Annotated in this window: 23 protein-coding genes and 1 riboswitch; of the genes, 9 read left to right on the top strand and 14 right to left on the bottom strand. The window is 39.2% G+C overall.

Annotation, left to right across the window (positions count from 1 at the left end):
* Positions 1-12: 12 nt before the first annotated feature.
* Positions 13-825 (bottom strand): BsuPI-related putative proteinase inhibitor, encoded by an 813-nt coding sequence (locus tag HU823_RS14380; protein ID WP_197222504.1) that lies wholly within the window; start codon positions 823-825, stop codon positions 13-15.
* Positions 826-965: 140 nt separating this feature from the next.
* Positions 966-1,832 (bottom strand): YitT family protein, encoded by an 867-nt coding sequence (locus tag HU823_RS14375; protein WP_144701185.1) that lies wholly within the window; start codon positions 1,830-1,832, stop codon positions 966-968.
* Positions 1,833-1,991: 159 nt separating this feature from the next.
* On the opposite strand from HU823_RS14375, the gene HU823_RS14370 reads away from it, so the two are divergent.
* Both HU823_RS14370 and HU823_RS14365 read left to right on the top strand, forming a co-directional pair.
* Positions 1,992-2,855, top strand: a complete 864-nt coding sequence (locus HU823_RS14370) for a DegV family protein (protein ID WP_231607467.1) — start codon at positions 1,992-1,994, stop codon at positions 2,853-2,855.
* Between the two features lie 56 nt (positions 2,856-2,911).
* Positions 2,912-3,049, top strand: a complete 138-nt coding sequence (locus HU823_RS14365) for a hypothetical protein (RefSeq protein ID WP_186320546.1) — start codon at positions 2,912-2,914, stop codon at positions 3,047-3,049.
* Between the two features lie 64 nt (positions 3,050-3,113).
* Here HU823_RS14365 and HU823_RS14360 read toward each other — a convergent pair whose 3' ends face one another.
* Positions 3,114-4,247 carry a histidine kinase N-terminal domain-containing protein gene (locus tag HU823_RS14360; protein WP_144701189.1) on the bottom strand — a complete coding sequence of 378 codons (1,134 nt, stop codon included), beginning with the start codon at positions 4,245-4,247 and terminating at the stop codon, positions 3,114-3,116.
* Positions 4,248-4,571: 324 nt separating this feature from the next.
* Between HU823_RS14360 and HU823_RS14355 the strand changes: the two genes are divergently transcribed.
* The 3 genes from HU823_RS14355 to ligD (HU823_RS14345) are packed head-to-tail and all read left to right on the top strand — an operon-like array spanning position 4,572 to position 7,311.
* On the top strand, positions 4,572-5,459 hold the full coding sequence (locus tag HU823_RS14355; protein WP_144701191.1) for a Ku protein: 888 nt from the start codon (positions 4,572-4,574) through the stop codon (positions 5,457-5,459).
* Positions 5,456-6,418, top strand: a complete 963-nt coding sequence (ligD, locus tag HU823_RS14350) for a non-homologous end-joining DNA ligase (protein WP_197222503.1) — start codon at positions 5,456-5,458, stop codon at positions 6,416-6,418. The genes HU823_RS14355 and ligD (HU823_RS14350) overlap by 4 nt, the downstream gene beginning before the upstream one ends.
* Entirely contained in the window at positions 6,391-7,311 is a 921-nt protein-coding gene (gene ligD, locus HU823_RS14345; RefSeq protein ID WP_197222502.1) for a non-homologous end-joining DNA ligase, read from the top strand. The genes ligD (HU823_RS14350) and ligD (HU823_RS14345) overlap by 28 nt, the downstream gene beginning before the upstream one ends.
* A gap of 74 nt (positions 7,312-7,385) precedes the next feature.
* Here ligD (HU823_RS14345) and HU823_RS14340 read toward each other — a convergent pair whose 3' ends face one another.
* From HU823_RS14340 to HU823_RS14320, 5 genes are all read right to left on the bottom strand, one after another.
* Complete coding sequence (locus HU823_RS14340) at positions 7,386-8,414, bottom strand: LacI family DNA-binding transcriptional regulator (RefSeq protein ID WP_144701193.1); 1,029 nt, start codon at positions 8,412-8,414, stop codon at positions 7,386-7,388.
* A gap of 160 nt (positions 8,415-8,574) precedes the next feature.
* Positions 8,575-10,104, bottom strand: coding sequence for an alpha-amylase family glycosyl hydrolase (locus HU823_RS14335; protein WP_197222501.1), 1,530 nt, complete (start codon positions 10,102-10,104; stop codon positions 8,575-8,577).
* 30 nt (positions 10,105-10,134) lie between these two features.
* Positions 10,135-10,971, bottom strand: a complete 837-nt coding sequence (locus HU823_RS14330; protein WP_137789892.1) for a sugar ABC transporter permease — start codon at positions 10,969-10,971, stop codon at positions 10,135-10,137.
* Between the two features lies 1 nt (position 10,972).
* Positions 10,973-12,235, bottom strand: coding sequence for a carbohydrate ABC transporter permease (locus HU823_RS14325; protein WP_066393023.1), 1,263 nt, complete (start codon positions 12,233-12,235; stop codon positions 10,973-10,975).
* 147 nt (positions 12,236-12,382) lie between these two features.
* Positions 12,383-13,651, bottom strand: coding sequence for an extracellular solute-binding protein (locus tag HU823_RS14320; protein ID WP_066393021.1), 1,269 nt, complete (start codon positions 13,649-13,651; stop codon positions 12,383-12,385).
* 335 nt (positions 13,652-13,986) lie between these two features.
* On the opposite strand from HU823_RS14320, the gene HU823_RS14315 reads away from it, so the two are divergent.
* The gene (locus HU823_RS14315; protein ID WP_197222500.1) at positions 13,987-15,711 is read left to right on the top strand and encodes a glycoside hydrolase family 13 protein; all 1,725 of its coding nucleotides are present in this window, start codon (positions 13,987-13,989) and stop codon (positions 15,709-15,711) included.
* Between the two features lie 113 nt (positions 15,712-15,824).
* On the top strand, positions 15,825-17,180 hold the full coding sequence (locus HU823_RS14310) for an MATE family efflux transporter (protein ID WP_144701201.1): 1,356 nt from the start codon (positions 15,825-15,827) through the stop codon (positions 17,178-17,180).
* A 43-nt stretch (positions 17,181-17,223) separates the two neighbouring features.
* On the opposite strand, the gene asnB is transcribed toward HU823_RS14310, so the two are convergent.
* Complete coding sequence (gene asnB / locus HU823_RS14305) at positions 17,224-19,071, bottom strand: asparagine synthase (glutamine-hydrolyzing) (protein WP_197222499.1); 1,848 nt, start codon at positions 19,069-19,071, stop codon at positions 17,224-17,226.
* Between the two features lie 158 nt (positions 19,072-19,229).
* Here asnB and HU823_RS14300 point away from each other — a divergent pair, with 158 nt between their 5' ends.
* A complete protein-coding gene (locus HU823_RS14300; protein WP_144701205.1) occupies positions 19,230-20,318 on the top strand; it encodes an AI-2E family transporter in 1,089 nt (362 codons plus the stop codon).
* Positions 20,319-20,515: 197 nt separating this feature from the next.
* On the opposite strand, the gene HU823_RS14295 is transcribed toward HU823_RS14300, so the two are convergent.
* From HU823_RS14295 to HU823_RS14275, 5 genes are all read right to left on the bottom strand, one after another.
* Positions 20,516-21,052, bottom strand: a complete 537-nt coding sequence (locus tag HU823_RS14295) for a 1,2-dihydroxy-3-keto-5-methylthiopentene dioxygenase (protein WP_144701207.1) — start codon at positions 21,050-21,052, stop codon at positions 20,516-20,518.
* Positions 21,030-21,695 (bottom strand): methylthioribulose 1-phosphate dehydratase, encoded by a 666-nt coding sequence (locus HU823_RS14290; protein ID WP_197222498.1) that lies wholly within the window; start codon positions 21,693-21,695, stop codon positions 21,030-21,032. Before HU823_RS14290 ends, HU823_RS14295 begins: the two co-directional genes overlap by 23 nt.
* Positions 21,692-22,366: a 2-hydroxy-3-keto-5-methylthiopentenyl-1-phosphate phosphatase gene (locus tag HU823_RS14285; protein WP_197222497.1), complete on the bottom strand. Its 675-nt coding sequence runs from the start codon at positions 22,364-22,366 to the stop codon at positions 21,692-21,694. Before HU823_RS14285 ends, HU823_RS14290 begins: the two co-directional genes overlap by 4 nt.
* A complete protein-coding gene (locus HU823_RS14280; protein ID WP_144701212.1) occupies positions 22,363-23,604 on the bottom strand; it encodes a 2,3-diketo-5-methylthiopentyl-1-phosphate enolase in 1,242 nt (413 codons plus the stop codon). The genes HU823_RS14285 and HU823_RS14280 overlap by 4 nt, the downstream gene beginning before the upstream one ends.
* 77 nt (positions 23,605-23,681) lie before the next feature.
* A riboswitch (SAM riboswitch) is annotated at positions 23,682-23,801 on the bottom strand.
* Positions 23,802-24,112: 311 nt separating this feature from the next.
* On the bottom strand, positions 24,113-25,279 hold the full coding sequence (locus tag HU823_RS14275; RefSeq protein WP_144701214.1) for a pyridoxal phosphate-dependent aminotransferase: 1,167 nt from the start codon (positions 25,277-25,279) through the stop codon (positions 24,113-24,115).
* A gap of 107 nt (positions 25,280-25,386) precedes the next feature.
* On the opposite strand from HU823_RS14275, the gene HU823_RS14270 reads away from it, so the two are divergent.
* Entirely contained in the window at positions 25,387-26,169 is a 783-nt protein-coding gene (locus HU823_RS14270) for a carbon-nitrogen family hydrolase (protein ID WP_197222496.1), read from the top strand.
* Positions 26,170-26,209: the final 40 nt, after the last annotated feature.

The raw sequence follows: 26,209 nt of genomic DNA, 5'->3' as shown, positions 1-26,209 counted from the left end.
TTAATAAAGAGCTTATTTAAAAGACTGAAGAGGCACTGCTAGTGTATCTGCTTTTTCCCCGTTCTTAGGACTATAGTAAAACAGTTCTAGCATGAGGGTACCGTTTATAGGCAGATCATCCTCTGGAATTTTAACTTCAAAGGAAAATGGAGCCCAATCTGGTCCACCTTTCTCGATTTGTTTATTCTTTTCGATAAAAACGTTGTGACCGTCAGAAACAGAATAGGCAAATGAGCCTTCAAACACTCTTGCCTCCCCTGATACTCTGTAAGTACCGTCTTTACCTGAAACGTGTATTTTTCTAAAGGTATCATTTTTCTTTTCTTCAGATCCCCCTTGAAGAGTAAGCGTTTCTTCTACTGTTAGACTCTCAGTGCTCAATGATCCTGGAGCTATTTTATTAGGTAAAAAGGTTACTTTAACTGTATATATCCCTGCTTTATTATTCTCTGCAGAGATCTTCCACTTTGTTTTCCAAATATGACTTGCCCCAGCTTTTATATGTACGTCCTCTCGTTTCTTCTCATAGTTCTTTCCTTTAGAATGTCTGAAAACTTCTTTTCTCGAAGAATCCAAGATAGCCACATCAAACATCTTTGAACGATTAAAAGATAAAGTTACCGTATGATTGCTATGATTCTCAAGAACAGCGAGCACATCAATCCCATCGTTTCTTTGCTGGATGGATAGAACGGGACTGAGTTGAGAAGTTACTTCACCGTGTTTAACTTTAGGCTTATCCTCTTCTTTGTTACAAGCTGACAGTAAGAAAATAACGGTACATACAATTAGAAAAGCGATAATGGATGTTTTAAATGACTTCATGTTTTCATTCACCTCACTTTCATTTTTACCTTTATATGGTGTTTTTATTGAAAACATTCGCAAAAAAACACACGGTATGGACTTTGTCCATACCGTGTGTACAAAAATGAATGGTTTGTAATTGTGTGGGGTCAGACCCCTTAGTCATTTCTGAAGAAGCCGTAGATGCCTGTAGTGTGAACGATGTTTGTGAAGGCATTCGGATCTACCTCTTTAAGCACTTGCTCTAGATCATATAATTCATAGCGTGTGATCACGATGATGAGCATCTCTTTATCTTGCTTCGAGAATGCGCCTTTAGCGGGTACTATTGTAATCCCACGAACCATTTTTCCATGAATGGCCTCTTGGATCTCATTGCCCTTCTTGGTAACGATCATCGCTGTTAGTTTTTCATGACGCGTATGTACAGCGTCAATAACGCGTGATGATACATAGAGAGCTACAAGCGTATATAACGCCTTCTCCCAACCGAATAGGAAACCTGCAGCAAGTATGATCAAACCATTAAGGATAAAGAAATAACCACCGATCGGCTTGTTCTTCATTCTTGATAAGATCATCGCGATAATATCAAGTCCTCCTGTCGATGCTCCATACTTCAATGTAACACCAACACCTAATGCAGCGATAACTCCGCCGAAAACCGCATTCAAGAGTATATCTGATGAAACAACTGTAATAGGTATGATCTCAAGAAACGCCGTGATCATGATGACACTCAAGAAACTATATACCGTAAATGACTTTCCTACTTTCAGCCAGCCTAAAATCGTCACAGGAATATTAAATAATAAGTACAAAATACCAGTGCTGATCGGAAAAGCCGTATTAACGAGCAGTGATGAAATCAGCTGAGAAACACCTGTAAACCCACTCGCATAAACCTTAGCCGGTATTAAGAACATGTTAAGCGAGACGGCATTAAGCAGGGCTCCAACGATTATAAAAAAGATCTTTTTAAGTTCAGTTATACCTAGATCTTTTAAGCGAAAACGTTCTGTCATGAGTGAGAGTCCCTCCTTTTTTCATTAATCCAAGATTCATTTTTAACAGATAAAGATACCCCGCGTCAATAGTCATAAGAGCTATTTTTCAAACATGATCATTGCCTTTTCATTCCATCACAAGTTAAACTATAGAAAAAGCCAAGCAGGTGAACAATAATGACTACTATAATAACCGATACAGGATCTGATCTACCTAAACAATTATTGGACGAATACGAGATTATCATGCTGCCTCTAATCGTGCAGGTCAATGATGAAGAGTATTTAGATCGATCTAACATCGAACCAAAACAGTTATATACATATATGAAGGAAGGCGCCGTTCCAAAAACAGCTCAAGTTCCTCCATCAATCATTAAAGAAACATTAACTTCATGTGCGAGAAATGGACAACCTGCCATCTATATCACTTTATCTTCAGGAATCAGTGGGACCTATCAAACAGCTGTACTTATGAAAAATGAAGTGCTTGAAGAATTTCCAAACGCTCAAATAGAAGTGTTTGATAGCCAATCCGCATCATTAGGATATGGTTTGATGGTCTATGAAGCAGCTAAAGAAGCCAAGGAAGGAAAATCGTTTGATGAGATTCTTCACACGCTTCAACACTATCAGAACCACCTTGAACATATTTTTACCGTTGATGACCTTGAATATTTATTGCGTGGCGGCAGAGTAAGTAAAACAGCAGCTCTCATGGGGACACTTTTAAAAATTAAGCCTGTTCTTCACATGGAAGATGGAAAGCTGTTTCCACTTGAAAAACTGCGTGGAAAGAAAAGAGTTCTAGGACGCATGGTAGAACTCATGAAAGAAAGAGCTTCAACTCTTGATGACATTACGATCGGAATCAGTCATGCTGATGATACGGAAACGGCAAAAGCTTTAAAAGATTTAATCATTGAAGAAACAGGAAACAAGAACATTTTAGTTACAATGATCGGTTGTGCGATCGGCGCTCACGCAGGACCTGGAACAATTGCCTTGTTCTTCTTAAATACACCTAAAAAACCATCTTAAAACATGATGAATAATGAGACCCCTTCTGACAGATGTTAGAGTCAGGAGGGATTTTTATGACACACCATAATACAAAAGACAATAATAAACGCCCAGAAGATAATCAAGCAATGAATCAATTGAAAAATGAAGCAGAACTTGAGAGTAAACAAAAAGGAAAACAGCCATACTCAAAAAAACCTGATCATCTATAATAAACGAAAAAAAGCCCCCTTACAAAAGGGAGCTTTTTTCATGTCTTTATTTAGTCTGTCAGAATTAGATGATCGGAAATTTAATCGTAAAACAAGTGTCATCTCTTGAAGAACTTACTTCAATCGTCCCGTTATGTTTTTCAACAATCTGTTTACAAACAGAAAGCCCAAGTCCTGTTCCGAGTGACTTTGTCGTAACAAATGGTTCAAAAACATTCTCAAGTAAATAATCAGGTATCGGGTTACCATTATTACAGATTGATAATTCTGCCATGTTATCTTTGTTTTTCGCTAATGAAACCTTAATCTTTCTCTCACCACTCCAGCCACTTAGTTCTTCTACGGCATTCACTAGAATGTTTAATAACACCTGTTTGATCTGTGAACTGTCGCCCTCTGTAAACACGTCTTTTTCAACCTGAGATATAGTTACAATATTCGTTTCAGTAAAACGCGGATACATAAAGTTAAGCATTTCCTTCAAAAGTGATGATAACGAGACTTTCTCCAGCTTATCTTGTAAGCCTCTCATCTTTGATAAATAGAGAAACTGTGTAATCTTTTCTTCAAGGCTCTGCATCTCGTTTTGTATGATCTCAAAATAATACTCTGATTGGTCCGTCTTATCTAATTCTTTTTGTAAAAGGTAGATGAAACCCTTGACGGAAGTAAGTGGATTTCTAAATTCATGGGCAAAACTGGCTGCAATCTGTCCAAGCATGGTTAACCGATCGTGGTGCATCTCTTGGATAAACTGGTTTTTACGGTCAATGATCGAATCCTTAAGCGCTGTATATTCTTGAACACTCAAGAATACAAGTTGATCAAAATACCTCTGCATTTTTAAAACACCATCGCCTTTTAATTGGTCATTTAAGAGCGAACACATTAAAAGTTCATAGACGATGCTCCGGCCTACGTTAATGTTATGAACAAAATCTCCAACGTTCGCTTTTGCTTCAATTCGTTCTTTGGCGATCTTACTTGTTAGAGCTTGCAGTCTGTCCAGTGAACCTGTTTCCAAAAAGTTGATCAGTTCTACAATCGTTTGATGACCGTTCTTTTTTACTTCTTCATAAAAAGGGTCATTTTGAGGCAACAGTACGTTTTCCAGCCATTTTTCTACAATGCTTGTTCTTTGGTTGTTTAAGAATTGAGCAAGTTCTGTATTTGATTGTGTGTTTGTACTGCTATCCAATGTTATCACCCTTTTATTGAAAGGCTGTTTTCGTATACATTTTTGCTTGCTCGCTTTCCATGTGGCGTGCGCTGAGCCTCCTGCCGCTTTGCGCCGTTTAGAGTCTCACACCTTACACTATAATCAACTAGTGCGTTTAGTAAAAGTAAGACAATGCAACAATCTTAGGAAACAGCCTATTGAAAAAACTCTATTCTCATTATGAATGAAATTGCATGTTTCTACAATGCATTGTCGAAATCTGTATAAACTATGGAAAAATATACATGATGTCGATTGGTATGGAGAAACTAACTGTAAATGAGTTTTGAAAGGATGGTTTTCATGCACACGATGTGGAAAGGTGCTATCAGCTTTGGTCTTGTTAATATTCCTATCAAGCTGTTTGCAGCAACTGAAAATAAAGATATAAAAATGAGATATTTACATGAGAAATGCCATAGTCCCGTTCAATATGAAAAGATTTGCCCTGTATGTGAAGAAACTGTGGACTCAAAAGAAATTGTAAAAGGATATGAGTATGAACCCGGTAAGTTCGTAGTGGTGGAAAAGGAAGAACTTGATGAACTAGCAGGTGTTTCTGATAAATCAATCGAGATCATCGATTTTATCAAGTTAGAGGAAATAGATCCTATCTTTTATAATCGTTCCTATTTCGTTGGACCTGGTGAGAACGGTACAAAATCTTTTGCCCTTTTAAAAAAAGCAATGGAAGACACCGGGAAGATCGGACTCGCCAAGTTCACACTTCGATCAAAAGAACATCTTGCAGCTGTTCGTGTATACAAGAACGGTCTAGTCTTGGAAACCATCTTTTATCCCGATGAAGTAAGGAATGTAGATCATGTTCCTGGTTTAACAGATGAAGTATCACTCAATGAAAAGGAAGTTGAGATGGCCAAACAGCTTATCGAACAATTAACGGCCCCATTCGAGCCTGAAAAGTATGAAGACGAATACCGTGAAGCGGTTCTCGAATTGATCAACTCAAAAATTTCTGGTGATGAAGTGAAAGTTGCGAAGGAAAAACCGAGAACAAATGTTGTAGATCTTATGGAAGCACTTCAAGCTTCTATCAATGAGAGTAAAGGAAAAGAAACTGCTGATAAAGGTAAGAAAACGAAAGAAACAGGTTCTAAGAAAAGCAATGATTCCACAGAAACAAAGCCTAAAAAGAAGAAGTCAACAGCAAAGAAGAAAGCTAGTTCATGATTCAACCCTTTTTAAAACCGATGCTCCCTTCTCTTTCAAATGAATTGCCCGAAGGAGATCATTGGGTATATGAAGTGAAGTATGACGGGTTCAGATGTTTACTTTACTGGGATCATTCAAATGTGATCATGACATCTAGAAATGGTCATCCTCTGCATGGTATTTTCCCTGAGATTGCAGATCATCTGAAAAGCATTGAGCATCGTGTTAAACACATGTTTCCCCTTCTATTAGATGGAGAACTATGCCTTCTAGAAAACGAGAATAAAGCCGATTTTGAACACATTCAAAAAAGAGGCAGATTAAAACAACCCGATAAAATTGCACAAGCTTCTAAAGATAACCCATCGTCGTATTGTGCATTCGATCTGCTAGCTAGTAAGGGTGAATACATTTATCGAAGGGGTTTTCTGGAACGAAAAGAAAACTTGCAGAGGCTTCTTCAGCTTGCAGGTGTTCAAGTAAATATAATTTTACCTGAGAGTCGTCTTAATTTTATTCCGTTTACTTCGGCAAGATCGGAAATAACGAAAAGAGTTCAGGGTGACAAGAGTGAAGGAATCGTGGCAAAGAGTCTTTCGAGTAGATGGACTCCAGGACTTCGGACAAATGAATGGATCAAAGTGAAAAATCTTAAATTTCATCCCTTTATCGTATTAGGTTATGATACGGAAAACGGTTTTTTCCATGTTGGTGTAATGAATGAAGGGACCATTGAGTTTGTCGGATTATTCTCACATGGCATTTCTTCTCAAGAGAAGGAAGCGTTGATTCAAATCATAAAGAAAAATATGATAAGCAGGAAAGGTACGCTTATTATGATAGAGCCTTCGATCTGTGTAGAACTTTCGTATTTAGAACTATACAAAAATCAATTGAGACAGCCAAGGTTTGTTTCATTCCGTTTTGATACAAGCTGGGAGGAATGTACATGGGAAAGTCTTCAAAAGAACAAGTAGATCTTCATGTTAACGGCGAGATCGTAACGTTAACAAGCCCTAACAAACCATTATGGCCGAATCAAGATATTGTTAAAGTTGAGTATATCAATTATTTAACCCAAATAGCGCCATATATGCTGCCTTTTTTGAAGAATCGGTCCTTAACGGTCATTAGATATCCTCATGGAGTGAGTGAGGAAAAGTTCTATCAAAAGAATTGTCCAAATTATGCTCCACAATATGTACATACGAATATGGAAGAAGATATTAATTATATCGTTTGTAATAACTTACCTACATTGCTCTGGTTAGGAAATCAGCTTGCATTCGAGTTTCACATTCCTTATCGAACAGTTGAAAATGTTCACCCCTCAGAGATCGTTATGGATTTAGATCCTCCCTCTCGTAAGGAATTTCATCTTTCGGTAGAAGCCGCGCTTATGATAAAAGAAGTTTGTGATAAGTTACATCTCACCACGTTCATCAAAACAAGTGGTAATAAGGGTATGCAGATCTATATTCCATTACCTGAAGGAGCTGTCACATTTGAAGATTCACGGCTATTCACAGAATTTCTAGCACAGTATTTAATCGAACGTGAGCCGAAATGGTTTACGATCGAACGATTAAAAAAGAACCGTGCCAACCGGTGCTATATTGATTATATTCAGCACGCAGAAGGTAAAACTATTATTGCTCCCTATTCTGTAAGAGGAAACGATGATGCTTTAGTGGCAACTCCCCTATATTGGAATGAAGTAGATGCTTCATTACAGCCTGAACAGTTTCCACTTACTTCAATTATGGATCGGATAAAAGATGTAGATAACCCGTTTAAAGATTTTTTTTCTTGTAAAAGCAAACAGCCGATCCTACCTGTAATTAAAGCTCTTAAGGAAAAAAGCCTCTAAGAAGATTTGAACATATCTTCTTGAGGCTTTTTTATTATGAAGTATTAATGAGCTCAATTTTATCAAGCTGACCGTTACTTCCCACTAACCTTACTGCACGTCTGTCTTTCGATCAACTGAAAAGGTACGACTACTCGTTTTGCTTCTTTTTCGGGACATTGAATGCATTCTAAGAGTCCCTTAGCCGCTTCATAACCAAGTTTAAAGATATTGATATCAACAGATGATAGTGAAGGTGATGAGAGTTCAGATAGCATAACGTTGTTGAAACTTAGTAACGAGATGTCATCGGGTACGGACACACCTAGCTCGTTTAAAGTGCTCAAGACACCGAAGGACATAACATCATCTATAACAAGGAGTGCTGAAGGTGGGTCTTTCAACGCGAGAAGCTCTTTTACTGCTTCCTGCCCTCCTTCTTTTAAGAACTCTTCATGAACGATGTACTCATCTTTATAAGGCAGCCCCGCATTTCGTATCGCTTTTTCATAGCCTAATAACCGGTCAATGGTTACGACTAGATTCAAATTTCCTCCTACAAAACCGATTCGTTCGTGACCTAGTGATATGAGATATTCTGTCATTTCTTGAGCAGCTTTGAAGTTATCATTATCTATATGTGTGATACTTTCAGCGTTTTTAAACGGCTTACCGATTACTGTGAACGGGAATTTCTGTTCTTGCAGGTAGCACATGATCCGATCATCTACACGTGAATACAACATAACGATGCCATCCACTCGACGACCTTGTACCATTCGCACAACCCCTTCGAAGATTTCATCTTCTGTATTACCTGTCGACATGTATAGGGCGTATTCTTGTTCATGTGCAATCGTACTGATTCCTCTGATTACTTCTGGAAAAAACGGATTTTGAAAAGCTTTATCTGCAGAACTAGGCATGACAAGACCGATCGCCTGAGTGCTTCGGTTTGCCAAACTTCTTGCATTAAAGTTTGGATGATAGCCAAGATAGTCCATCGCTTCTTTAACTTTTCGTTTTGTTTTTTCAGAAATTCGAGGATTATTCGCAATTACTCTTGAAACGGTTGAAGGTGCAACATCTGCTAATTTTGCTACGTCTTTTATCGTTACTGACATGTATAGTCCTCCTTTCAGACTATTTGGCATAGTGTATACGCTTACTTTATTCCATCAATTATTGTATAGCGTTCGTAGGAAAAAAGAAATATTAATTCCTTTCCACTTTTAATGTTTTCGACTTTTTTTGTAAATTGAATGGTTCTAAGACTTTCCAACTCTATAAAGTGCGTTTTTTTCTTTTATTATAAATATAGAAAGAACTCAACAATAGTACGATTATCGCTGCTGCTATTAAGTAGAGCTTCCAATCGGAATCTGCTTCTTGTACAGAATAAATATCAGCTGATTCCCCAGCCATATTCTTTTCAACTGAAGTGTCGTTCACCTTTATCTCTTCGTCTGACAACAGACTTACAAGTTTTTTATTATGAAGGCTTTTATCCGAAAATGAAATAGCAGACTTCTTCTTATCATTGTTAAAAGCGATATAAAGTGTTTCATCCTGATATTTTCGTTTAAAGACGGCTTTCCCATCTTTATCAACAATCATCGAATAATCACCACGTCTAAGTGCAGGATGTTTCTGTCTAAGCTTTCCTAATTTTGAACTGAACTTTTCAAAATCCTTATTTTGAGTAAAGTCCATCATGCGACGGTTGTCCGGATCTTTTGCTCCATCCATCAAATGCTCTGTCCCTTGATAAAGGATGGGAATACCAGGTGCCGAGTAAAGGTAAGTAAGAGCTAACTTCAGCCTCTTTTCCGGATCTTCTCGCTTCAGCAGTGCTTCACGCACGAATCGAATGTTATCATGATTATCTATAAAATTCCCTAACGTATACGGATCTTTATAATAGAACTTGTTTCGCTCCCATACAGCGTTCAGTTCTGAAAGCGATTGTCCGCTTTGTCTAAATATACGAACCATCTCATTAAACAAAGGATAATCTACAAACGATTGAATTCCTGCTTTATTATACTCAGCAATATATCTTGGGTCATTGTGCCAAACTTCACCGATCAAATAAAATCCAGGCTTAGCCTTATTCACTCGTTCTGAAAATTCTTGCCAAAAATCTTTTGGTACATGTTTCACTGTATCTAACCGATAGCCATCAATGTCTGTTTCTTTGATCCAATATTCAGCCATGTCGAGTAAATACTTACGCGTTTCATTGTTTTCGGTGTTCAGATCGGGCAAACCAGCGAGCCAGCCGTTCTCAACTTCTTTTTGGTTATCCCAGTTGCCGATCTCCATCTCTTTGTGGAACCAATCCTTTTTTGACTCCTCATCTAACCAAGTATGTTTATAGCCTGTATGATTTACGACAAGATCTAATATAACTTTTATATCACGATCATGTGCTTTTTTTACAAGTTGTTTCAACTCAGCCTTTGAACCAAAATGTTCTTCTGTTTCATAGAAATTCTCTGTCCAATAACCGTGATAGCCACCTGGTTCGTTCTTAACAACAGGTGTCAGCCAGATTGCTGTAACACCAAGATCAGCTAGATAATCAAGCTTGTCCATGATCCCTTTGAAGTCTCCCCCATGGTATGCTGTGGGGTCATTAAGATCAACATCAAAATCGTTATTCTTGTCACCATTATTAAACCGGTCCACCATGATAAAATAGATCGTTTCATCTTTCCATGATCGTTCTTCCTTTTTTTCTGCAAGCACTTTATTTTGAACAGATAAAAAAAGAAGAAACGACATAGCCAAGAATATCATTCTTTTGCCCATCGCCGTTCCTCCTATAATGAGGTGCTGTGATTAACCTTTTGTACCGCCAGCAGTTAAGCCAGAGATAAAGTAACGCTGCAGTGATAAGAATAATAGACCGATTGGAATCGCTACTAATACTGAACCCGCTGCAAACAATGTGAAACTGTTTCCGAACTCATTCTTGATCATGTTAAACAGACCAACTGCAAGTGTCATCTTTTCATCTGAACTGATCAGAATGGACGCTAAGATAAAATCAGCGAATGGTGAGATGAAACTGAAAAGTGCGATTACCGCTAAGATTGGCTTTGAAAGCGGCAGGATGATCTGCCAAAAGATACGAAAGTGTCCAGCGCCATCAATTCGCGCAGATTCGTCTAGTTCTTTCGGAATCGTATCGTAATAGTTCTTTGCCAAGTATGTGTTCATCGGAATCAATCCACCCACATAAACAAGGATTAAGGCAAAGTGTGTATCAAGCAATCCTACTTGGTAAGCTAGGATGTAGATTGCAAGGATCGCTACGAATTGTGGAATCATCTGCAAGATTAAGAAAAGAAGCAATCCGTTCTTACGCCCTATGAACTTATATCTTGAGAATGCATAAGCCGTTAGGCCGATAAAGATAACAGAGAGAACCATCGTAATAAAACAAATCTTCAATGTGTTCCAATACCAGATCAGATAATCCGTCTCAGCAAATAGCTCTTTATAATGCGCGAGAGTCGCATTTTTTGGAATGATCGTCGAACTGGATAAAGTGTTCCCTGGGTTAAAGGAAGAACCAATTACCCAAAGGATCGGATAGACAACGATTGCGATCGCTGACAATAATACTAGATAGGACAGAGTTAACCGTATTCTTCTTGCTGTTTTTATACTCATATTAAATCATTCCTTCGTCCTTAAATGATTTCGTTTTTCTAAACTGCCACAATGCAAGTGACACGATGATCAACGATAATAATACAGTTACAGCTGCAGCCTTGCTGTATTGAGCTGAAGTCATCGTTAAATTGTAGATCCAAGAGATCAAGATGTCTGTCCCACCTGCATTTTGATCAGCTACTGCAGGTCCACCATTGTTAAATAGATAGATAACATTGAAGTTATTAAAGTTGAACGTATATTGCGTAATTAAAATTGGAGCTGTTGTAAATAAGACCATCGGAAGTGTGATCTTACGAAATTTATCCCAGTTCGATGCCCCATCCACAGTTGCTGCTTCATAAAGTTCCCCCGGAATCGACTGAAGTACACCCGTTGTCATCGCCATGATGAACGGGAATCCAAGCCATGATTGAATAAAGATTAAAGCCACCTTCGTATAGAACGGATCAGTCATCCATGGTATGGAATCGATTCCAAGAGGTGCTAAAATAGATTGGTTGATCGCTCCGAATGTATCATTGAACAATCCTGAGAAAATTAAGATAGATACGAAAGCCGGTACAGCCCAAGGCAAGATCAATAGTGTACGAATAATCCCTTTGAACTTAATTTCTTTCTGGTTCAATACAACTGCTAAGAAAATACCGACAGAAACTTGGAGTGTAGTCGCTGTAAATGTCCAGATAATCGTCCATGCAAATACCGATATAAACGTCTCACGCCAAATGTCTAGTGAGAAAATTTCAATAAAGTTTTTAAAGCCCACCCAATCAACAAGCTTTGCTGGTGGTGAGTTGTATAAGTTGTAGTTCGTAAATGCTAACAACAACATAAAGATGATTGGAAAAATAACAACGAAGATCAACAATAAGAATCCAGGTCCAACCATTAAATAAGGAAACCCTTTATCTACTACATTGTGATATTGCTCTTTTAGTGTGTTAAGTTTAACGCCGTTATCACGTTTTTTGCCGTTTTGGAAAGCATCGTAGATATTAAAGTAGTAAAATCCTAATCCAATGCCTACTACCAGAATAGAGATTACGCCGTTAACAAGTAAGAAGATGGAATGATCTCTTGGCACTTCTGTACCAAGTGTTACAATTCCCCAAAGTCCAATGTTTAGAAAATCAAGAAATGCTATAAAGTAACAAATTGCTAAAAATAAGAATGCGAAACCTTTAACAAATTGCTTGTTATAAAATTGTCCCATTCCTGGAATGATTGACAGCAAAGCTGCGGTCTTACGGTGTGTCATTACAGGTTTCCCCTTTCTTTTCCCCACTTTTGTGTATTGTTCGAAAGATTTTAGGACCCATTTATAAGTGAAATCTTTCCAACACACACAATAGTTAGAGAAAGCAGTACCCGCGACGTCTGGGTACCGCTTTCCAGTTACTGCTTATTATTTTTTACCGTGGTTCGCTTCAATGTTTTGTCCGATCGTCTTAACTGCGCTCTCTAGAGCAGCTTTTGGCTCAGACTTGCCAGTTGCAGATAATTGAAGTGCGTTTGCAGCTGGAGCCCAAACTTCTGCCATTTCAGGAATGTTAGGCATTGGAACTCCACGTTCTGATTGAACGGCTACAGCTTTAGCTGCTTCGTTGTCTGCGATGATTGGGTCCTCCATTAAAGATACGATTGGAGGGATCTCTGCTGTTTTCTCAAAACGAGTCTTAGCGTTTTCTTCGTTTGTGATGAACTCAACAAGTTTTGCAGCCCACTCTTGGTTAGGAGAGAATTGGCTTACGTTGTAACCTTTAACACCGATAAACGTTTTTACATCTTCACCGTTTGGAAGTTTAGGCATTGGTGAAACACCAATATCGATTCCAGCATCTTTATAGCCTTGGAAAGACCATGGTCCGTTCATTACAGATGCAACTTTACCTTCTTGGAAAAGACCGTCGATCGTAGGGCCAGCTTTTTCACCGATGATTCCTTTAGGGAATAATCCGTCTTTGTACCAGCTAGTGATATAATCTAATCCTTCAACAGCACCTTTGTTAGAAAGACCAAGGTCTTTTGCATCTAAAGTACCGTTGTCGTCTTTGAATACATAGCTTCCATATCCAGAAAGCACACCATTTGCAAAGTAGAAGTCAGTCCAGTTAGCTAAGAAGCCATACTGTGCTCCACCTTTGTCACCTTTAGAGAATGCAAGTACATCATCAAAAGATTCAGGTGCTTCAGGCATTAATTTTTTGTTGTAGATGAAAACAGGTGTTTCAGTTGATTTTGGAAGTCCGTAAAGTTTTCCATCATATGTTAATGCGTTAATTGAAGATTCAGTGTAAAGCTTTGTTACATCATCAGATACTTTAATTGGTGCGATAAGACCTTCGATCGCTAATGGTCCAATTCGGTCATGCGGAGTTGTAATAACATCCGGTCCTTTTTTAGCTGGTCCATCAAGACGAAGCTTTTCTTGTTGATCTAACATTGGGATTTCTTTCAGATCAACTTTGATGCCGTATTTCTCTTCGAACTTTTTGATCGCGTCTTTAGTTCCAGCACCTTTTTCTTGGTCTTCCCACATTACTAATTTTTCAGGCTTGTCTGCAGCCGATTCTTTCTTACCGCCTGTTGAAGAACTGTCTTCTTGCGGTCCGCAAGCAGCTAACGCACTTGCAGCTAGAGCAAAAGTTAAAGGTAATGCTAATAACTTTTTCATCAATTGTACCCCCCATTATTGTTAAAAGATCAAAGCATACAAACGTTTGCACAGATTAGCAAAAAAAATGTTTTTCTGTCTTCTTATATATTTTTTTGCAGTTTATGAAAACGATTGCATTACCTGCTCAATTTCATTATACCTATGCTTTGAATTTTTACAATACTTTTTTAATTATTTTTGGTTTCGCTTTCAGTTCTCTTGATTTTGTTAGTGAAAGCGGTTTATACTATCACCATTACAAGTTGAAGGCAATGTACGTTCCTTAGGGGTACAACCTAGTTTCTATAGGTTGTGCCCCTTTTTTATTGCCAAGACTGAGAGGAGATTAAAATATGTTAAAAGAAGCAATCTACCACAGAGCAGGCAACAACTTTGCTTATGCATATGACGAGACTACCCTTCACATCCGTCTTCGTACTAAAAAAGGTGATGTTGATTCTGTAACGTTAATTCACGGTGATCCTTATGACTGGACGAAGGATGGCTGGCAGACGTCTCGATCGCTCATGACACTTTCGGGTACAGACGAATATTTTGATTACTATTTCATTGCGATTCAACCCCCTTTTCGCCGTTTGCGATATGGATTTGAACTAAAAAGCGGTGTTGAAACGTTAGTATTTACCGAAAAAGGCTTCTATAATGAAGCTCCGTTCGATGACACGGCTTATTACTTCTGTTTTCCATTCTTAAATGGCATTGATGTATTTCGTGCTCCTTCTTGGGTGAAAGATACGGTTTGGTATCAAATCTTCCCTGAACGTTTTGCAAACGGAGATACGAGCAACGATCCTGAAGGTTCTCTTCCGTGGGCTAGCGAAGAACCGAAATTCAACAATTTCTTTGGCGGAGATTTTCAAGGTGTTATTGATCATATTGATCACCTCGTTAAACTTGGTGTGACAGGGATCTATTTCACCCCCATCTTTAAAGCGAAGTCTAATCATAAGTATGATACGATCGATTATTTAGAGATCGATCCACAATTCGGTGATAAAGAAACGTTTAAGCAACTAGTGAAAGTATGTCATGAAAACGGTATTAAAGTTATGCTTGATGCCGTGTTTAATCATAGCGGATATTATTTTGAACCGTTTCAGGATGTGTTAAGTAATCAAGAGAAATCCTCTTATAAGAACTGGTTCCATTTAAGAGAATTTCCAATTCAGACTGAACCACGCCCAAATTATGATACGTTTGCTTTTGAAAAATCGATGCCGAAACTAAACACCGAAAACCCAGAGGTTCGCGAATACTTACTCAAGGTTGCTCGTTATTGGGTGGAAGAGTTTGATATTGATGGATGGAGATTAGATGTTGCAAATGAAGTGGATCATTCATTTTGGAGAGAATTCAGAACAGCTGTTAAGTCTGTCAAACCAGATGCATATATCTTAGGTGAGATCTGGCATGATTCAATGAACTGGCTCCAAGGAGATCAGTTCGACGCCGTTATGAACTATCCATTCACAAATGCTGCTCTTGATTTTGTAGCAAAAGAATCGATCGATGCAAAAGTGTTTGCTGAAAAAATGACGGCTGTTCTTCATATGTATCCGGAAAACGTAAACGAAGCTGCGTTTAATCTTTTAGGCTCGCACGATACAAAACGTGTTCTAACGTTCTGTGATGAAAACAAGGATAAGATGAAGTTATTGTTCTTGTTGATGTTAACCTTTAAAGGAACACCATGTATCTATTATGGCGACGAAGTCGGTATGACGGGTGGTAATGATCCGGGTTGCAGAAAATGTATGGAATGGGATGAAAGCAAACAGGATCTAGAATTGTTCAATCACATTCAAGCATTGCTTAGCCTTCGCCAAGATCACAAAGTATTAGCAAATGATGGAGAAATAAAGTTTATTAAGGCTGATGAGCAAACATTAGTTTATGAGCGATCAACAGAAGAAGAAAGTGTTTGGATTCTTTTGAATGCTAGTGAACACAGCGCGGCTCTTTCCATTAAGATCCCTGAGGACTACTCACACATTTTAGGGTCATCTTTCTCAGGTTCTCTGCCTGGATATGGCTTTAGTATATATAAAAGAAAATAAACATGTTCCCCTCACTAAAAAGTGAGGGGATTTTATTTCAGTAAGTACTCATACCTGTTACAATAGGTAAATGTTAAAACCATACAATATAAACACGATGGAGAGGGATTCACATGAAAGGCACCAAAGCTGCTAAGCTTTCCCTTTTTGCCATAACGTGGCCAATTTTTATAGAGATTATGCTTCATATGTTGATGGGGAACGCCGATACCCTTATGCTCAGTCAATATTCCGATCATTCTGTAGCCGCTGTTGGTCTTACTAATCAACTGTTATCAATCGTAATCGTTATGTTTGGATTCGTTGCTACCGGAGCCAGCGTCGTTATTGCTCAGGCAATAGGTGCTAAGCTTGAACGAACGGCTGCTGAGGTAGCTGTCGTTGCGATCTTAGGGAACTTGCTTTTTGGGTTGCTCTTAAGTGCTGCATTATTAATCTTTGGAGATGTGTTCTTAAAATGGATGAATACGCCACCAGAGTTGATGGCGGAAGCATCTAGCTATCTTATGATCGTAGGAGGATTTTCATTTATCCAATCGGTCATCATGACGATCGGAGCTGCAATTAGAAGCTACGGTTTTACGAAAGATGCTATGTACGTGACGATTGGAATGAACATCTTAAACGTATTTGGAAACTATTTATTCATCTTCGGAGCTTTCGGCTTCCCTGTACTAGGTGTTGAAGGTGTAGCGATATCAACATCTGTTAGCCGCTTTTTAGGATTAGTTGTGATTCTTTATCTCTTGTTCAAGCGCTCTTCTATACCACTGCCCTTTGCGAGTTCAATCAAACTATTTCCTCTTCATATTAAAAGTGTATTAAAAATCGGATTACCTTCAGCTGGAGAGCACCTTTCCTACAGCGGTTCTCAGATGCTGATCACGTTCTTCATTACGCTGCTCGGTACAACTGCACTAACGACTAAAGTGTATACCTTTAATATTATGATGTTTATCTTCCTTTTCGCCGTAGCGATCGGTCAAGGTACACAGATATTAATCGGTCATTTAATAGGTGCAAAATCATACGACTCTGCTTATAAGATGTGTCTTAAAAGTCAGACGTATGCCATGATTATAAGTTTTCTTATGGCAGGTATAGCTTCTCTATTCGCAAAGCCACTTCTGTCTATTTTCACAGATAATCCTGAAATTATTAAGGAGGGTACTATTCTTTTATACTTAACGCTCCTGCTCGAACCTGGCCGTTCTTTTAATCTTGTTATCATTTCTAGTTTGAGAGCTGCAGGTGATGTGAAATTTCCGGTCATTATGGGTGTCATCTCTATGTGGGGAGTAAGTGTCCCTCTTGCCTACTTGTTGGGAATTACCTTTGATCTGGGGTTAATAGGGATCTGGCTAGCTTTCACTGCAGATGAATGGCTGCGGGGGTTATTCATGCTGTCGAGATGGCGTAATAGAAAGTGGCAAAAACAATTAGTCGTGGAACAAGAAGCAACTGCATAAATACAAAAAACCGGAGAACAGTATGTACTCCGGTTTTTTGTATTTAATCTACAATATTAATATTATAGTCTGTCAACCAGCTGTCGATCTGTGCAAGATGAGCCATTAATTGTGGTCCTGTCATAAGCTGGCCGAACCAAGGTTCTTTAAACGTCTCTCCGTTCGTTTGAATGATATCCTGAACGCGTGCTCGGTTTAATACTTCAAACAATGGTGAATTCTTTTTTGCGACAATGCTTGTTAGCCAATCTTTTACGCCGTTCGTATAATCCGGATGGAACGTTTTCGGGTAAGGACTCTTTTTCCGATATAGAACATCATTCGGAAGAACACCAGTAAGTGCTTTTCTAAGTATTCCCTTCTCTCTTCCATCTAACATTTTCATGTCCCAAGGAATGTTCCATGCGTATTCTACTATTCTATGATCTGCAAAAGGCACCCTTACTTCTAATGAAGCTCCCATGCTCATGCGGTCTTTGCGATCCAATAGAGTCGTCATAAACCAAATCATATTCAAATAGAAGATTTCTCGTCTTCGCGCTTCTATTTTTGATTCTCCCTCTAAGACAGGCGTTTCATTTACCGTCTCTTCGTAACGTTGCTGCACATACGAAGCTAAATTTAGTTTACTAGCCCACGAGTCTTGCAAGAGATTCTGCCGAGCTTCTGTTGAACGCATCCACGGAAACATCGGACGGTTTAATAGCTCTTCTTTATGAAACCATGGATATCCTCCAAAGATCTCGTCAGCGCATTCTCCTGATAGTGCAACGGTTGACTGTGGTTTAATCTGACGACAGAACCATAACAGAGAAGAATCCACATCAGCCATTCCTGGCAGATCCCGAACAGTAACAGCTTCACGCAAATGATTGATTAATAGTTCATTATCGATCACGCAGCTATGATGAACAGATCCTGTAGCCTCAACCATCTGATTGATCCAATACGCATCTGAATTGGGCTGATAATCACTCGCTTTAAAATACTTATCATTATCAACATAATCAATGCTGAACGTATGAAGGTCACCCTTGTTTTCTTCTTTAAAATATTTAGCTGCGATTGCTGTTATCGCACTTGAATCGAGGCCGCCAGAGAGAAACGTACATACGGGTACATCTGCAACCAGCTGTCGTGTTACTGCATCAGTCACAAGATCCTTCACATTTTCTATCGTGTCTTCTAAAGAGTCTTGATGTGGTTTACTTTCTACGTTCCAATACCGCCAAATTTTCAGCCCGTTTTTTGAATACGTCGCAGCATGAGCAGGACGAAGCTCTTTTATTCCTTTATATACACCGTTACCTGGAGTACGAGATGGTCCTAGACCGAACACTTCTTGCAATCCTTCACGATCTATTTCAGCCTTCACATCTGGATGAGCTAATATAGATTTTATTTCAGATCCAAATAACAGCATACCGCCTTTTTCCGTATAAAAGAACGGCTTAACTCCTAGTCGATCTCGAGCTACAAACAAACTTTGCTTTTCTTCATCCCAAATGCCAAATGCAAATATTCCATTAAAACGATCGATACAACTTTCTCCCCATTCCATATAAGAAGTAAGCAACACTTCTGTATCAGAATGCCCCTCAAACGAATACCCTCTTTGTAAAAGTTCCTTACGTAGATCTTCGGTGTTGTAAAGCTCTCCGTTATAGCAAAGTGTATACTGTAATTTGTTCTTTGTTCTCGTCATCGGCTGAACGCCGCCTTCAATATCTACTACTGCTAACCTTGCGTGACCAAAACCTGCATGCGTAGTACTCCATACATTGAGTGCGTCAGGTCCTCTTTTTGATAAAGGTGTGGCCATCTTAATCAATATATTTTTTTCATGTGTGAGGTTACGATTCCAATCTGCCCAACCCGTTATTCCGCACATTGGTTTCATCCTTTCTGTACAAACTCCATTTCTAGTACGTATGCCCATTACTCAGCATATGCTTTTATCCTTGTACGGGTGTTTTTTTAAAATTTGTGTATGTTCTCATAAGTTGTATATAATGAATACATATTTCAGAAGATAAAGGTGATAATTACATGCCACAGTCGAAATTTTTTCGTATCGGTTACGGATTTCTGCTCATTTTTTTAATCATTTTAGTAGGAACAAAGATTGACTTTATTTTCAGGCCGATCGTCGTTCTTGTTCAAACGTTATTTTTCCCGTTTTTACTTGGCGGTGTTCTTTATTATCTGTTCCGGCCAGTCGTTCAGTTCTTGCATAAGCGAAATGTGCCGAAGGTGTTATCTATCCTTCTCATCTATCTGCTTGCGATCGGACTTTTCGTATTGCTATTCTATTCTATTGGTCCGATACTACAAAGACAGGTAAGTAATTTAATCGAGAATACACCTGCTTTAATCGATGCAATTCGTTCAAAACTAAATGATTTACAGCAAAATGAATGGGTAAGCCGTTTCCAAGAAAGTGACCAATTTGATGTGAAAGAAATCTCTGATAAAGTGACTGCTTATTTATCTACTAGTGTTCAAACAATTGGTACGAACATCGCAAACTTTATTGGAATCATCACAAACATTATTATGATTTTTGTTACTGTTCCTTTCATTCTTTATTACATGCTAAAAGAGGGTGAAAAAGCTCCACAGATGGTGCTTCAAACTCTTCCAGAAAGACAGCGTAATAATGGTACAAAAATTCTAAAAGACATGGACATCGCACTTAGTTCTTACATTCAAGGACAGATCCTTGTCAGTGTCTGTGTCGGTACAATGCTGTATATCGGTTATCTCGTAATTGGAATCGAGTACTCGCTGATCTTAGCTATCATCGCGATGTTCACTAATGTTATTCCGTTCCTTGGACCGATTATCGGAGTCGTCCCAGCACTAATCGTAGCCATTGTTGACTCGCCAGCGATGGTCATCAAAGTACTAGTCGTTATGGTTATTGCTCAGCAGATCGAGGGTAATGTAATCTCTCCTCAAGTTATGGGTAAAAAGCTGGATATTCATCCGCTAACGATTATTTCTATTTTGCTTGTAGCCGGTAGTCTTGGCGGTCTGCTTGGATTGATTCTAGCTGTTCCGGTATATGCTGTGCTAAAGGTTATTGCCCTGCACACGTATCGCTTGATCAACCTAAGAAAATCAAAAGAGCTTTAAAATAATGTGGAATTGGAAAAAGCATCGGATATTAACGTCCGATGCTTTTTTTGTATTTTTTGTATGGCGTTCGTATTTTCTGTATGGCGCTCGTCCATCGTGCTTGTCAGCCGCTGGACGAGCGCCTAAACCACCATCTACTCTTTCATTACAAAAGAAAACACACCATTTCAATCAAATGAAATGGTGTGTAGTAATTATTGTGCTTCTTGCGGCTGTTTATCGTAGATCGGTACCCAGCCTTCCTTTGATTTGAAGATGCGGACCGCTACTACTTTACGATCTTCTTGCAGCGTGAAATAGTGACGGAAATTTTCAGGAACAGAGATAAGGTCTCCTGGCTCAAGTTCAACATCGAAGAATCTTCCGTTAGGTCCTTCGATCGCAAAAATTCCATGTCCAGAAACGATAAAGCGTACTTCATCATCTGTGTGATGGTGCTCAGCTAAGAAGTTTTTCAAAAGCTCATCTAAGTTTGGTGTCGCATCAGAAAGGGAGATAACATCTTCTGTTACATACCCTCTGCGCTCAGAAATATCATCGATCTCACTGCGGAAGGTTTGAATCACTTCTGCTTTGTCCTCATCACTTAACGAAAAATTTTCACGAAGGTGGGATGGAAGTTTTTCAATGTCCCACTTTTCGTAAATAACTTCCTGTGAGTTTAAGTACGATTCTACCTCGCTTTGTTTTTCAATTCTTTCGTTGTTATCATGAAATCGTAGTTGTGCCATTTTTAACGCCTCCAAATGATTGATTTTTATTTAAAACGTTTAAAGTTTGTAACTTGATGTGGTAAGAGAATAGAAACTCGAAAGCTTCTAAGTGTTTCTTCGCTTCAAAAGCATTTCTGCCCCATACGGTAATACCATGATTACGGATCAAAACAGCTTTTGTATCAGGCTTTATCACCGTACCCACCGCTTCTGACAGCTTGGAGAGATCACCATAATTTTCAACAATAGGAACCGTTATACTTCCTTCTTCTTCCCATATTCCAAAAGCCTTTATCAGTTCTTGGCCTTGGAACGTCACCTCCCCAACATCACCATACAACTCCGAAATTAAGTTGTTATCTACGGTGTGAACATGTAAACAACAGCCTGCATCTGTTAACCGATACACTTCACAATGGATACCTGTTTCTGCTGAAGCTTTTAAGTGCGTATCTTCTACCGGTTCTCCGTACTGATCAACTAAAAGAAAATCTTCTGAGGTACGTTTTGTTTTATCTTTTCCGCTTGCAGAAACGTAAAAAGCAAGAGGCAAGTCACTTACCTTAATCGATACGTTACCACTTGTTCCAGGAAACCAGTCTCTTGATGCCAGCTCATCCTTTACATCTGCGAGCTCATTCCAACGCTGTTGTTTACTCAACTTTTTACACCTCTTTTCTCTAAGACATGAATGATGTCATGAAACGTTTCAAATGGTGTGTATGGTATTCGATTTTCTTCGCATTTTTCAATCAGATAGTCTCTTGCGAAAACAACATCAGCCATCTTAGAGGCTTGAAGATCTGTTATCGAATCACCGATTACAATCTTTTCAGCTCGTGGGAACTTCTCTTCCAGTCGCCTGATAACAGATGGTTTGCAGCAGCCACAATCATTGTCACATTGATCATCACACGCATTGGGCCAAGTTATTTTTATCGTGTCATTTGAAAAGTCACTGTTATTACAAAAAACGTATTCTGAATCTAGCTTGTTCTCTAGAACAGGATGAACAAAAAAATCAATACCACCGCTTACGATGTATAAAGGAATTCTCTCACTTTGAGTAAATTGAATAAATTCCTGAAAACCTTCTCTGATCTTAGAACGTGTTAGGACGAATTCAATGATCTCTTCCTTTTTATCCGAAGAAATTCTAGAAAACATCTTTCCTACACCTTCTCGAATCGAGATCGTTTCATTCAAGATTTCATTAACGATCGGCTGCCAGCCCTCAGGTGAAAATTCTTCCATGATCGCGACGATGTTATCTTTTTCGGTAACTGTCCCATCAAAATCACAAAAGATTACCGATTGGTGTTGAGTTGTCATTTTACAGGAACACCGCCCCAAAGCTCTAATGCTTTTTGTAGTTCTGCATGTTTTTCAGCAAAGCTCTCAAAGTCTTCTCCTTTAACAACTGCGTCAATAGCTTGACGGAAAGCACGCGCTCCACCAGCAGCTCCATCTGGATGACCATGAATGCCTCCACCCGCGTTTATTACACTGTCCAATCCGAAATCATTGTATAAAACAGGTGTTAAACCTGGATGGATACCCGCTGATGGGACGGGAAACGACTTGTTTAACGAAATGCTATCTGTTGTTAAAGCATCTGCTATGCTTAACGTTTCTTTACGATCAAGTGCCACACTTCCATATGGTGATGGGAACAACACAAGATCTGCTCCTGCATAACGAAGCAGTTTGCCTAATATCACGGAATAACCAATTCCATAGAGAGACGATGATCCTATAGCTCCGGATAATGCAGGGTGTGCCATGATTGGAAGCGGAATCTCTTTATCTTCTGCTAGTTCTTGCAATACATCTGGTCCGTAGGATAAAACGTTGAACAATAATGCGTTAGCTCCTAATTCTGCTGCGCGCCTCGCTTTGTCTCGAAGTTCACTCGTTCTGCCTGTTAAGTTAACTGCGTAGAGCGTCTTTTCGCCTGTTCGCTCATGAACAGACTTTAATACTTCTTTAGCGATTTTCACTCTTTCTTCAAAAGGAGTAAGTGGGTTCTCAAAAAGAATTTCATCATCTTTTACAAGATCTACCCCACCTAAGGCCTGCTCATATAATTGCTGCTTGAAGAATGAAAGATCTTTTCCGAGTACCCCTTTAAAAATACTCATAACAAGCGGGCGGTTATGTACGCCTAAGATATCTCGGATTCCAGTTATTCCGAACTTTGGACCAGGAAATTGCTGTTCTAGATTCTTATCAAACTCTAAATCTACGAGTTTGATCTCACCATCTAACGAAAGTTTACCGAAAACCGTCGTTAGTATAGCAGGAATGTCATTTGAAAAGTTTGCTGATGGATAGGAAATCTTGAGTAAGCCCCTAGTTCTTTTACTTCCTAAAAATTGATCTGTACGTGGATCTTCAGGAAGTTCAATGACTTCTTCCACGATACCTTTATGTTTTTTTAGCTGTTCTTGCTCAAGCTGGGGAAGATCTGTCCAAGAACCTACTGTAAGTCCAAGTGCGATGCCTTCTGCTTTTTTGTGTAGATTCTCTTTTTTATCATGCACTAAGTACGTAGCTGTAATTTTGCTCATGTTCGTCGTTCTCCTTTCAAAAACGCAAAAAACCCCTTCACGAGGAAGGGGTGTCTACATATTGACAGTTCCGCTTCCTCTTATCTCTCAGCCAAACGTTTGACTGCAAGAATTAGCACCGTTTTCAGTTAAGCTAAATTAACTGAATGGTTGCCGGGTTTCATCGGGCTAGTCCCTCCACCTGCTCTTAATAAGAGTGCAAATTGTTAGAATATAATTTTAATTGTGATTATGACAGGGTATGAAGGATCTGTCAACCAAAACCTTCAACATCTCATTAGTAAGCTTTAAAGTTTTTGAAAGATGTTGATCTCCGTTCCAGATACTCGCTTTCCACTGGGCAGACAGTGAGCCACATTCGTACGTTTCACTCTTAAGTGTCACACCCTGCTTGTCGGGGCTGTACGAGACACTTCCACTTTTCGGACTGCCTGCCTGTCCCTTAGGAGTCTCGCATCTTACACTCCATTCAACTAATCAAAGAGGCATAAAGAATTAAATAAAACTTCTAAAATAATTTAGCAATTCGATCTGCAGCCTCAATCAAACGTTCTTCAGACGTTAAAAGACCGGCACGTACATATCGATCGCCTTCGCTTCCAAATCCAATGCCTGGTGCGACTACGACATGTGCTTTCTCAAGCAAATAGTCTGCGAACGTTTCAGATGTATACCCTTCAGGTACAGGCAGCCAGCAGAAGAATGAACCTTTTGGCGAATCTACGTTCCATCCATTTTCATTTAAACGTCCAATGAATGCATTTCGTCGTCGTTCATATGTATCTACCAATTCATCCACACATTGCTGTGACCCATTTAATGCCTCAGCTGCTGCATGCTGAACCGCTCCAAACAAGCTTACATAAAAATGATCTTGAAGTAGATTAATGGATTCGATGACAGATTCGTTTCCAACGGCAAAACCAACGCGCCATCCAGCCATGTTATAGGTCTTGGAAAGCGTATAGATCTCTATCCCTACCTCTTTTGCTCCTTCGATCTGTAGAAAACTGACCGGTTTTTGCCCATCGAATCCGATAGCTCCATATGCAAAATCATGGCACACGAGTATATCGTGTTTGTTAGCGAGTTCCACTGTTTCTTTAAAGAAGGATTCAGTGGCAACACCTGCAGTCGGGTTGTTCGGATAGTTTAAGAACATAAGCTTTGCTCTTTCCAGTACCTCTTTATCTATTTCATCATACTTCGGCAGAAAATTATTTTCATTTCTTAAAGGCATTGTCTCCATCGTAGCACCAGCCATTGCTACACCTGACCAATAGTCCGGGTATCCTGGATCTGGAACGAGTGCAACATCTCCTTGGTTTAAATAGCACTGTGACAACTCTACTAAACCCACTTTCCCGCCAAAGAGTACAGCTACTTCTTTCTCAGGATCAAGTGTGACCCCATATTCTCGTTTATAAAAATCGGCAGCTGCCTGCTTCAAAAATCCATGACCGCGAAACGGTGAATACTTATGAAAATCAGGTCGATCAGCTCCCTCTTTCAATGCATCTACAATATGCTGAGGAGTGGGCTGATCAGGGTTTCCTTGCCCAAGATTAATAACGTCATAGCCTTGCTCCACATAGTGAGATACTTTTTTTACAAGTTTGGCGAAAAATTGCTCCGGCAGTTTCCCCATCACTTCTGCCTGCTCAAATTGTTTCACGACGATCACTTCCAGTCTAATTTGAATGTTCTTGAAATTCTAATCAGTTATGTTATACGCTTAAGGAAATTCTGTAAAGACTTTTTTATAATCTGGAGGGTACAATCATGAAAATTGCCTGTATTCAAGTTGATATACATTTTGGCGATCCTGAAAAAAATTATGAACACATAGAAAATAAAATCCGTGAAGCGGTTGTCGAGCACCAACCTGATACGATCGTTCTGCCAGAACTGTGGGATACAGGATATGATCTTACTCGATTAGATGAGATTAGCGATCATGATGGTAAAAAAGCAAAGGAATGGTTAAGTCGATTATCTAAAGAGCTGGATATTAATATTGTCGGCGGGTCTATCGCGTATCGTGAAAGCAACACAGTTTACAATACATCATTCACTTACAACAGAAACGGTGAACAGGTTGGCACCTATTCAAAGGCTCACCTCATTACCCTTATGGAAGAAGAAAAATATATCTCACCAGGAAGTAACGGTAACCTGTTTACTATCGACGGCAACCTCTCCACTCTTGCTATCTGTTACGACATCCGTTTTCCTGAATGGATTCGCGCACCTTTCTTAAACGGGGCTAAAATTTTATTCGTTCCTGCCGAATGGCCGATTCAAAGACAGACCCATTGGCGTGCATTGCTTACCGCACGTGCCATAGAGAATCAATGCTATGTGGTTGCTTGCAACCGGGTAGGAAGCGACCCTAAAAATACCTTCGCAGGTCAATCTCTAATCATTGATCCGTGGGGAGATATTATCGCTGAAGGATCGGTGTACGATGAAGAGGTCCTTACAGCAGAGATATCACCTGAATTAGTAGACGAAGTACGCGTAAAGGTTCCTGTGTTTAACGATCGTCGAACAGATCTTTATTAAATCATTTTAAAATTTAGTGTTGACAGATCTTCATACAACG

The organism is Fictibacillus sp. 18YEL24 (assembly GCF_015903855.1).
GTDB classification, from domain to species: domain Bacteria; phylum Bacillota; class Bacilli; order Bacillales; family Fictibacillaceae; genus Fictibacillus; species Fictibacillus phosphorivorans_C.
Note: the sequence above shows the minus strand (reverse complement) of the source record. Positions and strands in the feature narration are given on the sequence as shown.